The sequence below is a fragment of the Paraburkholderia lebeckiae genome, from assembly GCF_050436225.1.
GTDB classification, from domain to species: Bacteria; Pseudomonadota; Gammaproteobacteria; order Burkholderiales; family Burkholderiaceae; genus Paraburkholderia; species Paraburkholderia tuberum.
Genome location: NZ_JBNDLU010000002.1, coordinates 642,737 through 658,934, shown reverse-complemented (window position 1 = coordinate 658,934; position 16,198 = coordinate 642,737). Strand labels below are relative to the sequence as shown.

The window sequence follows — 16,198 nt, the reverse complement described above, 5'->3', positions numbered from 1 at the left end:
GCTCAGTAGCGGATGACCGACGCGCCCCACGTGAAGCCGCCGCCGACGCCTTCGATCAGCACGTTATGGCCGCGCTTGATGCGGCCGTCGCGCACCGCGACGTCGAGTGCAAGCGGAATGGACGCCGCCGACGTATTGCCGTGCTCGCCCACCGTGACGACCATGCGCTCCTGCAGCAGGCCAAGCTTGCGGCAGGTGCTTTGCATGATGCGGATGTTGGCCTGATGCGGAATCAGCCAGTCGATCTGCTCGGGCTTCAGATCAGCTTTTTCCAATGCTTCGATCGCGACCTTCTCGAGCACGTTGACGGCAAGCTTGAACACCGCCTGACCGTCCATGTGCAGGAACGCGCTGCCGGCGACCACGCCGCCATTCACGTTGCCCGGCGTGCACAGAATGTTCGAATGGCTGCCGTCCGCGTGCAGCGCGCTCGAAAGCACGCCCGGTTCGTCGGACGCTTGCAGGATCACTGCGCCGGCCCCGTCGCCGAACAGCACGCAGGTGGTGCGGTCGTTGAAATCGAGAATGCGCGAGAAAGTTTCCGCGCCGACCACGAGCGCCGTGCGATGCTGGCCGCTGCGAATCAGGGCGTCCACCGTTGCCACCGCATAGGCGAAGCCGGAGCAGACCGCCTGTACGTCGAACGCGGCACCGTGATTCTTGATCCCGAGCTTGTTCTGCAGCAGGCAGGCGGTGCTCGGGAACACGAAGTCCGGCGTGGAGGTGGCGACGACGATCAGGTCGATGGACTGCGGATCGATGTCCGCCGCTTCGATCGCTCGCTGCGAGGCGATCAACGCGAGGTCGCTGGTCATGACGTCCGGCTCGGCGAAGTGACGCGCATGGATGCCCGTGCGCGCAACAATCCATTCGTCGCTCGTTTCGACGCCTTGCCTGGCGAGACGCTCAGCCAGATCCTGATTGGTGACGCGGTTGGGCGGCAGACAGCTGCCGGTGCCCAGCACGCGGGAGTAGATTGTGGATTGAGCCATTATGCCTTCGAGGATTGCGCAGCGTAGGGCTCGGCCGGCTGGCCTGCGATCGGGCTTGCGTGACCCGCACCGCTTGCGTCGCGCGCCGCCTGTTCGAGAGAACCCGCGTTCTCTTCCATCGCTCGCGCAAGGCGCTCCAGCACGCCGTTTTTGACGGCATCATACCCGCGTTTGATAGCCCACTCAAACGCGTACGCATCGGCTGAACCGTGGCTTTTAATCACGAGACCGCGCAAGCCGAGCAGCGCGGCGCCATTGTATTGCCGATGATCGACACGTTTCTTGAAGCGCATCAATACCGGCAGCGCGAGCACCGCCATCACCTTGGTCAGCCACGAACGGCCGAACTCTTCCTTGATGATGTTGGACAGCATCTGCGCGAGACCTTCCGACGTCTTCAGAGCGACATTGCCGACAAAGCCATCGCAGACGATCACGTCGACGGTGCCCTTGTAGATGTCGTCGCCTTCGACATTGCCGTGAAAGTTCAGTGTACTCGCACGCAACAGTTCGCCGGCGCGTTTGATGATGTCGTTGCCCTTGATGACTTCTTCACCGATGTTGAGCAGACCGATGGTGGGTCGCTCTGTTCCTTCGAGCGCGGACACGAGCGCGTGCCCCATCTCAGCGAACTGCAGCAGATGCTGCGGCTCGCAGTCGACGTTGGCGCCCAGGTCGAGCATCATCGTATAGCCGGCGGGATTAGGAAGGGCAAACGCGATGGCCGGGCGTTCGATGCCCGACAGCGTTTTCAGCACATAGCGCGAGACCGCCATCAACGCGCCGGTATTGCCGGCGGAAATGCAGGCTTGCGCCTCGCCTTCCTTGACGCGGTTCAGCGCCACGCGCATCGACGAATCTTTTTTCTTGCGCAGCGCAACCTCGACCGGGTCGTCCATCGCGACGACCTCGGTAGCAGGTACGACGGTCAGCGCCGGCAGATCCTGAGCCTTGAGCTTCTTCAGCTGCGCACGAATCGCACTTTCAATGCCGACGAGCAGCAACTGCGCATCGGGATGCGAACGAACGAAATTGACGGCAGCGGGAACGGTCACGGACGGGCCGTGGTCGCCTCCCATGCAATCTATCGTGAGCTTTACTGTCATGGAGTGCGACGAATTTCAGACACAAAAAAGCGGCAGTTGAATGCCGCCTTTTTGCCGAACCGGGAAAATGTCAAGCGAGCCGATCGCTACGCGAAACGCCACAGGGCGCATCGCAGTCAACGATTAGTCGTTCTTCGTCTTGACGACTTTCTTGCCGCGATAGTAGCCGTTCGGGCTAATGTGGTGACGCAGATGCACTTCGCCTGTGCTCGGCTCGACGGCCAGCGGCGCTGTCGTCAGGAAATCGTGCGAACGGTGCATGCCGCGCTTCGACGGCGACTTCTTGTTTTGTTGAACTGCCATGACTAAAACTCCAAAAAATTTTCCGAATTCTAACACAGCCCGACACAGACTTAACCACTGGCCGAATGGCCAATGCGCCCGCATCGCGCCCCCTGCAACTGTTTAGTGCTTCTTGCCGCCCGGTTCGTCGCGCTTCAGACTTTCGAGCGCCGCGAACGGATTGCGCCGCTCGCTGGACTGGTCCGGCTTGCTGGGATCGCCAGCTTCTTTCTGCGCGGCTTCGTCGCCCTCGCCTTCGCTACCGTCCGCGCCCGAGACAAGGCTCTCGTGCACTTCGGGACAGACCTCGTGTTTGGGCACGAGCGGCAAGGAAAGCAGCAACTCTTCTTCGATCAAGTCGATGAGATCGAACTGGCGCGAGCCGACGATCACCTCGACTTCATCCTCGTCGAGCGGAAACTCTTCGGCTTCCGCCTCCGTATTGACGATCCGGTAAGTTGCATCGACGTTGAACGCCTGCGAATACGGCGTCAAGCACCGCTGGCATTCGAGCCACGCGGCACCGTGAATCGCCAGCCGCAGATAAGGCTGGGAACCTTCGGTGCCATCGTCCTGCAATTCCGGCTGCGTCGTCCCTTCGGCCTGCCATGTGAACGCGGTGTCGCGATCTGGCGCTTCCGCCGGGACTTCGTTTAACATGCGCGGCAGTTGCGAGACGCGCACGACACCCGCGGCCTGACGCCCGCTCCGCGCAAATTCAAACAGATCGAATTCATGCGGGTCGGACAGACCTGCAGGTTTGCCAGGATGTTGAGTCATGTGCGCTCCTGCGTTGGCAAGCATGTTGCGGGGGTGATTCGCGAAGGATGATCAGATCCGCCGCGAAGATAATCCGGTATGCAGGTAGCCAGTGGAGTCCGCGGCCGTTGCGTTCAACCCTGCCGTGCTTTCTTCAATCTGCGCCGAGCCCCTTCAAGTGCAAGCATACCGTGAAAAGCCCGAAATCATATCCGTTTTGTCTTTTCGAGTCAAACACTTAAGCCCGTACGTACGGGAGCCTCGCGCGATCCCGTACGACCCGCCTCTCCCGTTGCCCGCAAACCATGCCTGAATCCTACAAACGCCCGCCACGCCTGATTCTAGCGTCGAGTTCGCGGTATCGCCGCGAGTTGCTCGAACGCCTGCGCGTGCCGTTCGACGTCGTAGTGCCCGCGATCGACGAAACCCCGCTCGCCGCCGAAACGCCCGAAGCCACTGCGCTGCGCCTCGCCGAAGCCAAAGCGCGTGCGGTCGCCCAAGGCTTCGCCGCCGACGAACACGCGCTCGTGATCGGCTCCGATCAGGTCGCAACCTACGACGGCCTGCAGATCGGCAAACCCGGCACGCATGACAGGGCGCTCGCGCAATTGCAGGCGATGCGCGGCCGCGACGTGTTGTTCCACAGCGCGCTGTGTCTGTTCGACAGCGCGACGGACAGCGCGCAAACGATCGACGTGATCACCCGCGTGCGCTTTCGCGATCTGCCGGACGCGGCGCTCGACGCCTACCTGCACGCTGAAACACCGTACGACGTGGCCGGCAGCGCCAAATCCGAAGGGCTTGGCATCGCGCTGCTGGAGGCCATCCATTCCGACGACCCGACCGCGCTCGTCGGCCTGCCGCTTATCGCGCTGTCGCACATGCTGCTCGCGGCCAACTACCCGCTTTTGGGGGCCCCATGACCGGTACGCTCTATCTCATTCCCAACACGCTCGGCGAAGGCGACGCAAGCGCGCTCGATCTGGTGCTGCCAGCGCCCGTACGCGCCCGCGCGGCGTTGCTGCACTATTACATTGGCGAAAACGCCAAAAGCACGCGCGCGTTCCTGAAGAAAGTCGGCCCCGATCGGCCGATTCAAGAAATCGAGATTCGCGAACTGAACGTCAATACGCCGGCCGGCGAAATCGACAAACTGCTCGCGCCGCTGCTGTCGGGCACCGATGCGGGCCTCGTCTCCGAGGCTGGCTGCCCGGCAGTCGCGGACCCGGGCGCGCTGCTGGTGCGACGCGCGCACGAGCGCGGCGTAAAGGTCGTGCCGCTGGTCGGGCCGAGTTCGATTCTGCTCGCGCTGATGGCATCGGGGCTGAACGGCCAAAGCTTCGCGTTTCACGGCTACCTGCCCGTCGACATCACCGAGCGCGCCAAACGTCTGCGCGATCTCGAGCAACAGTCGCGCAAGAGCAGACAAACGCAGATCTTCATCGAAACGCCGTACCGGAATCGCGCGCTGCTCGATACCTTGCTCGCGACCTGCGCGCCGTCGACGCTGGTCTGCGTGGCGGTCGATCTGACGCTGCCGAGCGAAGTGATCGCAAGCCGGAGCGTCGCCGACTGGAAAAAGAAGGCGGAGATCGACCTGCATAAGCGGCCGGCGATTTTTCTGATTCTGGCGGCCTGAACGTAGACACCGGCCAGGCAACTGAGGGCGACCAGGGCCCGAAACTCACAACGCAAAGTCCGCGCGATCGGCCAAAACCGACCGCGCGGGCGTCTTTTTAAAACTGCGGGTTCAACGCAGATTCATTTTCGCGCCGAGCGCCATCGTCCGAACCGCGGCGGCGCCGATGGCCGCGCCGAATTTGCGGGCGACGCGATCCGTAATGCTCTCCTTCACCGTGTAATCGATGATATCCGGCGCCTTGAAGATCTCACGTGCGACGTAATCCGCATCGCCAAAACCGTCCGCGAGTCCAAGTTCGACGCTCTTCTGCCCCGTCCAGAAAAGACCCGAGAACATGTCCGGTGTCTCATGCAAACGCTTGCCGCGCCCCTGACGCACCGCGTCGATGAACTGCGCGTGGATCTGATCGAGCATAGTCTGCGCATGTTCGTCCATCTTCGGCGTTTCAGGCGAAAACGGATCAAAAAAGCCTTTGTTCTCGCCCGATGTGCGCAGTCGGCGCTGAATCCCCAACTTGTCCATCAGGCCGGTGAAACCAAAGCTGTCCATCAGCACGCCGATCGAACCGACGATGCTCGCCTTGTCGACGTAGATCTTCTCCGCCGCCGCGGCCGCGTAGTAGCCGCCCGACGCGCACATGTCGCCGACCACGACGTAGAGCGGAACAGCCGGATATTTGCCGCGCAATCGCCGAATTTCGCTGTTGATAATGCCCGCTTGCACTGGACTGCCGCCGGGGCTGTTGCAATAAAGAATCACGCCGGCTGTATCGGAATCTTCAAACGCGGAATCGAGTGCAGTGTTGATATCTTCGGCGTTCGCACCTGCGTCCGTCGCGATCTCGCCATCAAGTGAAACCATTGCCGTATGACGGCCAGTCGTGGCGACCCGCTCGCCCGAGACGTTCAGCGCACCCCATACCGCCAGTGCGAGCAATGCGAGGAACAGGAAGCGGAAGAAAATCCGCCACCGTCGCGCGGCGCGTTGCTCGTTGATCGCGGCGAGCGCGATGCGCTCGAGCGCGGCCCTTTCCCAGCCGGGCTGGTCGGCGAGTGCACGGGAGCCGCCTCCCGAGGCAGGGTCCTTTTCGGGGGTCAAGTTGTCGGACATGCGGACAGTGGAAAAATGGAAGGGGAAATCAGCGCGTGACCGGCAGCAAATCGCCGTCAGGCAGCCAGAATACCGCACGGCCCTCGACCGAATCGCGTTCCTCGACCTGCACGGGACGCAATCTGCCCCCGCGACACGGACCACCGACGCATTTGCCAGTATCCGGCGCGTAAATCGCGCCATGTGTCGCGCACATCAAGTATAAGCCGGACGATTCGAAGAACTGCCCCTCCTGCCAGTCGAGCTCCATCGGCACATGAGCGCAACGATTCAAATAGCCGTAGGCGCAGCCATCATAGCGGACGAAAAACACCACGGCATCCTGCCCGCCGAGCCGCGCGTCGCGCCGGATGCCGTCGCCACCGTCGACCAACTCGTCGGCCGCGCAAATGCGCATTGCCTGCGCAGCCGCGGGATTAGCAGTATCCACGCTGTCGGCGCTCATGCGTTCTCCCGTAGCCAACCGGACAGATCGCTGACGCTCGAAGCAACGAACTTCGGTGACATCGCATTCAGCGAATTCGCCGGATGCGCGCCATAAGTCACGCCAATGCCCGCCACGCCAGCGTTGAGCGCCATCTGCAGATCGTGTGTCGTATCGCCGATCATGACCGTGCGCGCCGTATCCTGCCCCAATTCGCGGGTGAGCTCGTGCAGCATTGCCGGATGCGGTTTCGAGAAGGTTTCGTCAGCGCAGCGCGTGCCGTCGAACAGGCTCGTCAGGCGCGCCTGGTCAAGCGCGCGATTGAGCCCGACGCGGCTCTTGCCGGTCGCGACCGCGAGCAGATAGCCGACGTCGCGCAACTCCTGGAGCATCTCGCGCACGCCGGGGAACAGCTCGGTAGCCTGGTCTTTTACAAGAAAATGGAAGCGGTAACGCTCAGAAAGCCGCGGATAGTCGGCCGGATCGAGCGTCGGTGCGGCAATCTGCAGCGCGTCGCGCAGGCCGAGGCCGATGACGTAGCTCGCGGCTTCGTCCGCGGGAACAGGCATGCCGAGATCGCGGCACGCCGCCTGGATACTGCGCGTGATATGCGCAGTGGAATCCATCAGCGTGCCATCCCAGTCAAACACGATCAGATCGAATTGCTCTCTAGCCATGCAAGGTCGTCTCCGGGTTGGACCCAGTGCGTAGTTCGTTGAGTTGTTCTATAAAGCCGCGGCAGTCGGCAGGCAGCGGTGCCTCCAGCTGCAGCGGCGCGCCCGTCGCAGGATGCGTGAGCCTGAGCCGGTAAGCGTGCAGAAACATCCGTTTGATGCCGGGCTTCGCGTTGGCGCGCGCAAGCGCCTTGTTCAGCGCGAAATCACCATATTTGGCGTCGCCGACGATCGGTAGTGCCAGATGCTGCAGATGCACGCGAATCTGGTGCGTACGCCCCGTCTTCAGTTCCGCCTCCAGCAGCGCATATTCCGGCCAGCGCTCGACCAGATTGAAGATCGTGTGCGAAGCGAGGCCATCGGCCTGCACGCGCACGCGGCGCTCGCCGTCGGCGGTCAGGTACTTGTGAAGTGGCTCCTTCACCGCGCGGCGGCGCCCCCAGTCGCTCGCCCATTCGCCGTGCACGCAAGCGTAGTAGCGCTTGTCCATCCGGTTATCGCGAATCTGCTCGTGCAGATGGACGAGCGCCGCGCGCTTCTTCGCGAGCATCAGGATGCCCGAAGTCTCTCGATCCAGCCGATGCACGAGTTCCAGGAATTTCGCCTGCGGCTGCGCCTCGCGCATCTGCTCGATCACGCCGAACGCGACACCGCTGCCTCCGTGGACCGCAACGCCGGCCGGCTTGTCGATCACGAGCAGATGCTCGTCTTCGAACAGGATGTGAAAGCCCGGCGCGGGCACGGGCACGGGCACGCGGGCTGCGGTCTGATTCGGCTGCGCGACGCGGATCGGCGGCACACGCACCAGATCGCCCAGTTCGAGCCGGTACTGCGCGTCGATCCGGCCCTTGTTCACCCGCACTTCACCACTACGCAGGATGCGATAAATATGGCTTTTCGGCACGCCCTTGCAGACGCGCAACAGGAAATTATCGATGCGCTGACCAGCCGACCGGTCGTCGATTTCGAGCAGCGAAACCTGGTCGCTTGAAATCGAGTCTTCGACCGCGCCTGCAACCGATCTCTGGGATGTTTTGCCTAACTCTTTCATTCTGAATATAATTTGCCCAGCAGTCCGCGACGGCCGGCGCAGTGTCCGGCATGCGGGCGGATTGCGCGAGCGCAAGCGATAAACCGTTATTTTACTTGCGCCGGGGTCTGGTTGCTCGCCCTGAAATTGAGATGCAACAAGTTGCACGCACGAAGTCAGCACCCGGCAGGGACGGCGCCCGCAGGCGCGTTCGGTCAAGGTCGGCTTCGACGGTAACGGAATTTTGGTAAAAAAGAATTTAGCTTTCAGCTTCGTGATCCGGGTGGTATGACGCCCAGCTGGACGAAGCTGCAAGTCGCGAAAATACGGCGTGCGCCCAAGGCGTCTTGTAGAAAGTACAAGACATGGCGACGTCAAAAGAAGGCGAGACACCCCCAGCAGGAAAAGACGCGCCGCCTGCGCGAACTTCCCGTTGCGGCATGACCGCGGACTTCGGCCCTTCGCTCGCGCGCCCATTTGGCGCGCCGGCTTCAGAGGGCGAAGACTTATGAAGGTCTGCTGGCTAAACGCGGCGTGTCAGGCCATGATTTGAAGCCGTGTTCGCATGTGCCCTGCGGCACCGTGCCCGTTTTTTATCGGGCTGGGCCCTCTCAGGCAATTCTCCCGCCATCTTTCCCGCTCCAGCGTGTTTGTGAAAACACAATAAGGCGCGGCACGCCTACTCTCCCCGCTCTCGCGACTGACAACCGAGCAGCTGGGCCGGCGAGGCCGCTCTGGAGCCGTTCAATGAAACGAATGTTGTTCAATGCGACGCAGCAGGAAGAGCTGCGCGTCGCCATCGTCGATGGGCAAAAACTCATCGACATCGATATCGAAACCGCCGGCCGCGAACAGCGCAAAGGCAATATTTACAAGGGCATCATCACGCGCATCGAGCCGTCGCTCGAGGCCTGCTTCGTCAACTACGGCGAAGACCGTCACGGCTTTCTGCCGTTCAAGGAAGTCGCCCGCCAGTACTTCCGCGATGGCGTCGACATGCGTTCCGCACGCATCCAGGACGCACTGAAGGAAGGTCAGGAACTGATCGTCCAGGTCGAAAAGGAAGAACGCGGCAACAAGGGCGCAGCCCTGACCACCTTCATTTCGCTCGCCGGCCGCTATCTGGTGCTGATGCCGAACAACCCGCGCGGCGGCGGCGTGTCGCGCCGGATCGAAGGCGACGACCGTCAGGAACTGCGCGAAACCATGGCGCAGCTGCAACTGCCGGAAGGCATGAGCATCATCGCGCGCACGGCCGGCATCGGCCGCAGCGCCGAAGAGCTGCAGTGGGACCTGAACTACCTGATGCAGCTGTGGCGCGCAATCGAAGCCGCGTCGCAGAGCGGCACGGCCGGCCAGCCGATGCTGATCTATCTCGAATCGAGCCTCGTGATCCGCGCGATTCGCGACTACTTCCAGCCCGATATCGGCGAAATCCTGATCGACACGACCGAAATCCATGACCAGGCGCGCGCCTTCATGGACATCGTGATGCCGGACAACGTCGGCAAGGTGAAGCGCTATCACGACGACGTGCCGCTCTTCTCGCGCTTCCAGATCGAGCACCAGATCGAAACCGCGTACTCACGCACCGTGCCGCTGCCGTCGGGCGGCGCGATCGTCATCGATCACACCGAAGCGCTCGTCGCGATCGACGTGAACTCGGCGCGCGCCACCAAAGGCGCGGACATCGAGGAAACGGCCGCGCGCACGAACCTCGAAGCCGCCGACGAAGTCGCTCGCCAGCTGCGTCTGCGCGACCTGGGCGGCCTGATCGTGATCGACTTCATCGACATGGAATCGGCCAAGAGCCAGCGCGAAGTCGAACAGCGCCTGAAAGACGCGCTGAAGCACGACCGCGCCCGCGTCCAGATGGGCAAGATCTCGCGCTTCGGCCTGATGGAACTGTCGCGTCAGCGTCTGCGTCCGGCGCTGTCGGAAGGCAGCCATGTGACGTGTCCGCGCTGTAACGGCACGGGCCACATCCGCGATACCGAATCGTCCGCGCTGCAAGTGCTGCGGATCATTCAGGAAGAAGCGATGAAGGAAAACACCGCGGCGATCCACTGCCAGGTGCCGGTCGAAGTGACCGCCTTCCTGTTGAACGAGAAGCGCGCCGAAATCAACAAGATCGAGTCGCGTTTCAAAGTCAACGTCGTGCTGATCCCGAACAAGCATCTCGACACGCCGCACTACAAGCTCGAGCGTCTGCGTCACGACGACACGCGCCTCGACGAGCCGCGCGCATCGTGGAAGATGGCCGAAGAAGCGGCCCGCGAACTCGAATCGGAAACCGGCTACAGCAAGCGCGCTGAGGAAGTGAAGCCGAAGCAGGAAGCGGCCGTCAAGGGCATCACGCCCGAGAAGCCGGCTCCGAGCGCGCCGGCCCGCCCGGCGGCTATCCCCGCTCCGGTCGCGGTGACGCCGGCCAGTGGGGGCTTCATCGGCTGGCTGAAGAATCTGTTCGGCATGCAGCCGGCTGCTCCGGCGCCCGCCGCGCCGGCCACCACCGACAAGCAGGCTCGTCCGCAACGCGGCGAGCGCACCGAGCGCGGTGAGCGCACGGGCGAGCGCGGCGGCGATCGCAACCGCAATCGCCGTGGCGGCGCAGGCGGTCGCGACGCGGCAGCGCGTGGCGAAGGCGTGACCGGCGGCCGTCAGGCGCAAGGTCAGCAGCCGTCGCCGCGTCGCGAGGAACGCGAAGGCCGCGAGGCACGCGAGGGCCGCGAACCGCGCGCGCCGCGTGAGCAACGCGAACCGCGTGAGGCCCGTGAAGGCCGTGAACTGCGTGAGGCTCGCGAGCCGCGTGAAGCGCGTGAACCGCGCGAGGCTCGCGAACGCGACACCCGCGGCGCCGAGCGCGCGGAAGCCGTCGAAGGCACGGCACGCGGTGAGCGTCGCGAGCGTGGCGAGCGCGCTGAACGCGTCGAGCGTGGCGAGCGTCGCAAGCCGCAGGCGGAAGCCGCCTCGGCGCTGACGCAAACCGACACGCAAGCTGCCGACGAACTGGCGCGCAACCGCGCCGCAGCGGGTGAAAACGGCGTGCCGGTCGATCAGGAAACAGTCGCACGTGACGGCGAAGAGCGTCGCCGCCGCCGCCGCGGCCGTCGTGGTGGTCGTCGCGAGCGTGAAGAGGACGTGAATGGCAATCTCGCGGCGGATGTCGCCGAAGCAGAAGGCGACAACGTTGCCGCCAGCGACGAAGCGCCGGTGCGCACCCAGCAGCCGGTCGAGCACACGCCTGCAGCCAGCGAAGCGAAGGAAGTGACCCCGGTCGAAGTGGTGGTCGCCGCTGTCGCAACGGAAAGCGCCGTCGTGGCCGAACTGCATGCGGCAGCCGAAACGCCGGCTCTCGCCGCGGAAAATGCCGCGAAGACCGAAAAAGTCGTGCCGGTGGAAGAGGCCCCGGCGGCGTCGATCGAACCCGTGGCGGCGGAGCCGGCTATCGAAGCGCCAGCGCAGGCAGAGCAAGCCGCGTCGGCCGCGAGCGAACCGGTTACGCCGGCCGCTTCGGTCGAACCCGCCGCGCATGCCGAATCCCCGGCAGTCGAGCCGGCCGTGGAAGTGCAGCCGACCGTCCCGACCGAACCGCGAGCCGTCCCGGCTGCGCTCGACACCGCGGCTCCGGCCACGATCGTCGAGGCGCCGGCAGCCGTGCCGGCACCGCAGGCCGAAATCGTCGAACCGCGACCGGTCGTCGCAACAGAACCGGCCGTGGTCGAGCCGGCGCCCGTCGCCGCGGCACCGCAGCCGGCCCCCGTCCGCAGCGCAGCCCCCGCCGCCGCATCGGCCGACGCCTTGCAGCCGATCCTCGAGCAGGCTGGCCTGATCTGGGTGAACACCGACGCCGACAAGCTGCGTGCCGCGCAGGAAGCGGCGGCGCAGACGGTCAAGCCGCCGCGCGTGATCCGTGAGCGCAAGGCGCTGCCGCCAGACGACCACACGCCGATGCAACAGGTCGAAACGATCAAGCATCCGCAGTAAGCCGCGTCGTTGTTCGTGAAAAAGCCCGCCCTTTCTGGCGGGCTTTTTCTTTAGGCGGTCATTTGTCGCCGCGAGCCGCGCCGCTCCCCGTATACCCCGACAACGTCCGTCGCGCACCTGCCGCCACCGACATTTCCGATAGAATCAATCATCCCAGTCCGTTAAAGCACCTGACGAAGCATTTCATGTCACGACGCATCATCCCTGTTGCCGATCTCAGCGCAGCGCCGGTCATCACCGGCCCAGTGCAGACACCTAGCGGCGTGCTGCACGATGCGCTCGCGCGTCCGCTGCACGATCTGCGCATCTCGGTGACGGACCGCTGCAACTTCCGCTGCGTGTATTGCATGCCGCGCGCAGTGTTCGACAAGGACTATGCTTTCCTGCCGCACAGCGCGTTGTTGAGTTTCGAGGAGATCGAGCGGCTCGCGCAGTTGTTCGTCGCGCATGGCGTCGAGAAAATTCGCCTGACTGGCGGCGAGCCGCTACTGCGCAAAAACCTCGAATTCCTGGTCGACCGGCTCGCCCGGTTGACCACGCCTGCGGGCCGTCCGCTCGATCTCACGCTGACCACCAACGGCTCGCTGCTCGCGCGCAAGGCGCGCAGCCTGAAGGATGCCGGCCTCACGCGCGTGACCGTCAGCCTCGACGCGCTCGACGACGCGCTGTTCCGCCGCATGAACGACGCCGACTTCGCGGTCGCCGACGTGCTCGATGGCATCGCCGCCGCGCACGCGGTCGGGCTCGCGCCGGTCAAAATAAACATGGTCGTCAAACGCGGTACCAACGACGGCGAAATTGTCCCCATGGCGCGTCATTTCAAAGGCACGGGCGCGATGCTGCGCTTCATCGAATACATGGACGTCGGCACCTCGAACGGCTGGAACATGACCGAAGTGCTGCCTTCCGCCGACGTCGTCACGCGCATCGCCGAGCATTTCCCGCTGGTGCCGCTCGAAGCGCATAGCGCCGCCGAAACTGCGCAACGCTGGGGTTATGTCGACGGCGGCGGCGAGATCGGCGTCATTTCGAGCGTCACCCGCGCGTTCTGCGGCAATTGCACGCGCGCGCGTTTGTCGACCGAGGGCAAGCTATACCTGTGCCTGTTCGCATCGACCGGACATGACCTGCGCGCGCTGTTGCGCGGCGGTGCGAGCGATGCCGGGATCGCCACCGCCATCGCCGAAATCTGGCAGGGCCGCGGCGACCGCTACTCGCAGCTGCGCGGCAGCCAGCCGGCCGATCAGGGCGAGCCGGCCAAGCGTCGCGTCGAAATGTCCTACATCGGCGGCTGAGCGGCCGACGCATGTCCATCCCCCGCGAACAGATCACTGGCCTCGTGCTCGCGGGCGGGCGCGGCACGCGCATGGGCGGCGTCGACAAGGGGTTGCAGCCGCTGCACGGCGAACCGCTCGCCGCTCACGTGCTGCGGCGCCTCGCGCCGCAGACCGGCCCGCTGATGATCAGCGCGAACCGCCATCCCGACACCTATGCGGCGCTCGGCGCGCCATATCGCGCAACGCTCGTCGCCGACACCCTCCCCGACTTTCCCGGCCCGCTCGCCGGCATGCTCGCCGGACTGCGCGCCGCCGGCACGGCGTACCTGCTGAGCGCGCCCTGCGATTCGCCGTGGCTACCGGCCGACCTCGCCGCGCGCCTCGCGGATGCGCTCGACGCGAACCACGCCGACATCGCAGCGGTCACCACCGTCGACACCGGTGGAGAAACCTCCCTGCACCCGGTATTCGCACTGATGCGCACCGCCGTCGCGGACGACCTGGCCGCGTTTCTGGCCTCCGGCGAGCGCAAGGTCCGCGCGTGGTACGCGCGCCACAAGACGGTCGAAGTCGTCTTTGCCGACGAGCGCGCGTTTTACAATGCCAACTCGTTACAAGAACTCGCCGACCTCGAACGCAATCGAGGCCCCGGCTGACATCCGCTCCGGCCGCACGGCAACAGCCGCGCCCGTCACCGGTCGCGACGCCCAGCCATTCATGACCACGCTCAACGACTTTTCCCGCTGCGTCGCGCAGTACGATCCTCATGCGCTACCCGTCCCGGCCGCTCAGGCGATCGTCCGGCAATGGGCGACGCCGGTCGCGGCCGTCGAGCGCTTGGCGTTGCGCGATGCACTCGACCGCGTGCTAGCCGCCGACATCGTGTCGCCGATCGACGTGCCCGCGCACGACAACTCCGCGATGGACGGCTACGCGTTCAATCACGCAGCGCTCGCCGCCGGTATGCGAGGCGGCGCGGACAGCGTCGAGCTGACGCTCGCCGGCAAGGCGCTCGCCGGTCATCCGTTCACGGGCCGCGTCGCGGCGAACCAGTGCGTGCGCGTGATGACGGGCGCCTGCATGCCCGCCGGTTGCGACACCGTCGTGCCGCAGGAACAGGTGGAGCGCGACGGTGCGGATTCCACGTCGATCCGCTTCGCCGCCAGCGCGGTGGCGGCGGGCGCGAACCGCCGCCGTGCCGGCGAAGACCTCGCGCGCGGCCACGTCGCGCTGCATGCCGGCCGCATCGTGCGCGCCTCGGACCTCGGCCTGCTCGCGTCGCTCGGCATTGGCGAAGTCAGCGTGCGGCGGCGTCTGCGCGTCGCGTTCTTTTCGACCGGCGACGAACTGCGCTCGCTCGGCGAGCCGCTCGACGCGGGCTCGGTGTACGACAGCAACCGCTACACGCTGTATGCGATGCTGCGGCACCTGAACATCGACGCGCTCGATCTCGGCGTCGTGCGTGACGAGCCGGCCGCGCTCGAAGCCGCGCTGCGCAGTGCCGCGGCCAACGCCGACGTGGTGCTGACTTCGGGCGGCGTGTCGGTGGGCGAAGCGGACTTCACGAAGCGACTGCTACAGACTTTTGGCGACGTCGCCTTCTGGAGTCTCGCGATGCGTCCCGGCCGGCCGCTCGCGTTCGGCCGCCTGTGGTCCGGCGAAAAGCCCGGGCTCGGCAAACCTGCGCTATTCTTCGGCCTGCCCGGCAACCCGGTCGCCGTGATGGTGACGTTCTATCAGATCGTGCGCGAAGCGCTGCTTCTGATGGCCGGCGCGACGCCGCGGCCGCTGCCGGTGATTCACGCGACGAGCCGAGTGGCGGTGGGCAAGCGCGCGGGCCGCACCGAATTCCAGCGCGGCATCGCCGAACAGAACGCGCACGGACACTGGCACGTGAGCCCGACCGGGTCGCAAAGCTCAGGCGTGCTGAGCTCGATGAGCGAAGCGAACTGCTTCATCGTGCTCGGCCACGACGAGGGCGACATCGACGTCGGCGATCGCGTGTCGATCATGCTGTTCGACGGTCTCATCTGACGTTCCAGGCGGCGCATCGATCGCACGACATCGGCACCACAGCAGCACTTCATCGACACTCCACCCACGATTACTACTCCGACACACGGGTTTGACTTACATGAAAAAACAGATCTCGTTCATCGCACCGGGACAGACGGCCAAAGCGCTGATCCTCGTGTATCTGACGTTCTCGGTGCCGATCGTGCTGCTCGGCGTGGTGGTCGCGTTCGTGCGCTATGGCTCGGTCGAGCTAAGCACCGTGTTCAGCGCGCTGCTGCTGAACGCGATCCTCGGCTTCGTGCTGTTGTGGATCGCGTGCCACGCCTACAACTGGGTCGCGTCGCGCTTCGGTGGTATCGAAATCCATCTGGCCGACGCACCGGAAGAAGCGTAATGCCCGCGACGATCCGCGCCGCCAAGCCCGCGGATACCGGCGCGATCTTCGCGCTCACCTACGAACTCGCGCAGTTCGAGAACCTCACGCACATCTTCGTCGCGACGGAAGGTAGCCTGCGCGACGCGCTGTTCGGCGCGCGGCCGTCGATCGAAGCGCTGGTTGCCGAAGACGCGGGGAGCATCGTGGGCTATGCACTGTTCTTCCACAATTTTTCGAGCTTCGCAGGCCGCCGCGGGCTCTATCTCGAAGACGTCTACGTGCAGCCCGCGCAGCGGGGCAGCGGGGCAGCGGGCTCGGCACCGCGCTTCTGCGACACGTCGCGGCACTGGCGGTGGAGCGGCAATGCGCGCGCTTCGAGTGGACCGTGCTCGACTGGAATCAGCCGGCGATCAGCTTCTATCAGAAGATGGGGGCAACGGTGTTGCCGGACTGGCGCGTCGTGCGCGTGACGGGCGATGCGCTGGCGCGGCTGGCTGCAAGGGCGTGAATTCCAGCGCCTCGCCCC

General features: G+C 64.7%; 15 protein-coding genes and 1 pseudogene. 8 read left to right on the top strand and 8 right to left on the bottom strand.

The window, feature by feature from the left end; translation table 11 throughout:
• Nucleotides 1-2 precede the first annotated feature (2 nt).
• The 4 genes from OKW45_RS17790 to OKW45_RS17775 all read right to left on the bottom strand — a co-directional run bounded on the left by OKW45_RS17790 (nucleotide 3) and on the right by OKW45_RS17775 (nucleotide 3,160).
• Nucleotides 3-992, bottom strand: coding sequence for a beta-ketoacyl-ACP synthase III (locus tag OKW45_RS17790; protein WP_018421286.1), 990 nt, complete (start codon nucleotides 990-992; stop codon nucleotides 3-5).
• Nucleotides 992-2,098 carry a phosphate acyltransferase PlsX gene (gene plsX, locus OKW45_RS17785; protein WP_429470179.1) on the bottom strand — a complete coding sequence of 369 codons (1,107 nt, stop codon included), beginning with the start codon at nucleotides 2,096-2,098 and terminating at the stop codon, nucleotides 992-994. Before plsX ends, OKW45_RS17790 begins: the two co-directional genes overlap by 1 nt.
• Before the next feature lie 123 nt (nucleotides 2,099-2,221).
• The gene (gene rpmF, locus OKW45_RS17780) at nucleotides 2,222-2,401 is read right to left on the bottom strand and encodes a 50S ribosomal protein L32 (RefSeq protein WP_018421288.1); all 180 of its coding nucleotides are present in this window, start codon (nucleotides 2,399-2,401) and stop codon (nucleotides 2,222-2,224) included.
• A gap of 102 nt (nucleotides 2,402-2,503) precedes the next feature.
• A complete protein-coding gene (locus OKW45_RS17775; protein ID WP_429470177.1) occupies nucleotides 2,504-3,160 on the bottom strand; it encodes a DUF177 domain-containing protein in 657 nt (218 codons plus the stop codon).
• Between the two features lie 284 nt (nucleotides 3,161-3,444).
• On the opposite strand from OKW45_RS17775, the gene OKW45_RS17770 reads away from it, so the two are divergent.
• Nucleotides 3,445-4,062, top strand: a complete 618-nt coding sequence (locus OKW45_RS17770) for a Maf-like protein (protein ID WP_018421290.1) — start codon at nucleotides 3,445-3,447, stop codon at nucleotides 4,060-4,062.
• A complete protein-coding gene (locus OKW45_RS17765; RefSeq protein WP_018421291.1) occupies nucleotides 4,059-4,778 on the top strand; it encodes an SAM-dependent methyltransferase in 720 nt (239 codons plus the stop codon). Before OKW45_RS17770 ends, OKW45_RS17765 begins: the two co-directional genes overlap by 4 nt.
• A gap of 111 nt (nucleotides 4,779-4,889) precedes the next feature.
• Here the strand turns inward: OKW45_RS17765 and OKW45_RS17760 are convergent, their stop codons facing one another.
• From OKW45_RS17760 to OKW45_RS17745, 4 genes are read right to left on the bottom strand one after another with little or no spacing between them, the layout of a single operon-like run.
• Nucleotides 4,890-5,891: a S49 family peptidase gene (locus OKW45_RS17760; RefSeq protein ID WP_429470175.1), complete on the bottom strand. Its 1,002-nt coding sequence runs from the start codon at nucleotides 5,889-5,891 to the stop codon at nucleotides 4,890-4,892.
• A gap of 28 nt (nucleotides 5,892-5,919) precedes the next feature.
• A complete protein-coding gene (locus OKW45_RS17755) occupies nucleotides 5,920-6,336 on the bottom strand; it encodes a Rieske (2Fe-2S) protein (protein ID WP_429470173.1) in 417 nt (138 codons plus the stop codon).
• Nucleotides 6,333-6,992, bottom strand: coding sequence for an HAD-IA family hydrolase (locus tag OKW45_RS17750; RefSeq protein WP_018421294.1), 660 nt, complete (start codon nucleotides 6,990-6,992; stop codon nucleotides 6,333-6,335). Before OKW45_RS17750 ends, OKW45_RS17755 begins: the two co-directional genes overlap by 4 nt.
• Nucleotides 6,985-8,040, bottom strand: a complete 1,056-nt coding sequence (locus tag OKW45_RS17745) for an RluA family pseudouridine synthase (protein ID WP_429470171.1) — start codon at nucleotides 8,038-8,040, stop codon at nucleotides 6,985-6,987. Before OKW45_RS17745 ends, OKW45_RS17750 begins: the two co-directional genes overlap by 8 nt.
• Before the next feature lie 726 nt (nucleotides 8,041-8,766).
• Here OKW45_RS17745 and OKW45_RS17740 point away from each other — a divergent pair.
• The 6 genes and pseudogenes from OKW45_RS17740 to OKW45_RS17715 all read left to right on the top strand — a co-directional run bounded on the left by OKW45_RS17740 (nucleotide 8,767) and on the right by OKW45_RS17715 (nucleotide 16,180).
• Complete coding sequence (locus OKW45_RS17740; RefSeq protein ID WP_429470169.1) at nucleotides 8,767-12,003, top strand: Rne/Rng family ribonuclease; 3,237 nt, start codon at nucleotides 8,767-8,769, stop codon at nucleotides 12,001-12,003.
• A 185-nt stretch (nucleotides 12,004-12,188) separates the two neighbouring features.
• On the top strand, nucleotides 12,189-13,298 hold the full coding sequence (gene moaA, locus OKW45_RS17735; RefSeq protein WP_429470167.1) for a GTP 3',8-cyclase MoaA: 1,110 nt from the start codon (nucleotides 12,189-12,191) through the stop codon (nucleotides 13,296-13,298).
• Nucleotides 13,299-13,309: 11 nt separating this feature from the next.
• A complete protein-coding gene (gene mobA / locus OKW45_RS17730) occupies nucleotides 13,310-13,936 on the top strand; it encodes a molybdenum cofactor guanylyltransferase MobA (RefSeq protein WP_018421298.1) in 627 nt (208 codons plus the stop codon).
• 61 nt (nucleotides 13,937-13,997) lie between these two features.
• A complete protein-coding gene (gene moeA / locus OKW45_RS17725; RefSeq protein ID WP_429473306.1) occupies nucleotides 13,998-15,314 on the top strand; it encodes a molybdopterin molybdotransferase MoeA in 1,317 nt (438 codons plus the stop codon).
• A gap of 100 nt (nucleotides 15,315-15,414) precedes the next feature.
• Nucleotides 15,415-15,690 carry a hypothetical protein gene (locus tag OKW45_RS17720; protein ID WP_008923126.1) on the top strand — a complete coding sequence of 92 codons (276 nt, stop codon included), beginning with the start codon at nucleotides 15,415-15,417 and terminating at the stop codon, nucleotides 15,688-15,690.
• A pseudogene (locus tag OKW45_RS17715) lies at nucleotides 15,690-16,180 on the top strand (GNAT family N-acetyltransferase). The gene OKW45_RS17720 and the pseudogene OKW45_RS17715 overlap by 1 nt, the downstream one beginning before the upstream one ends.
• Nucleotides 16,181-16,198: the final 18 nt, after the last annotated feature.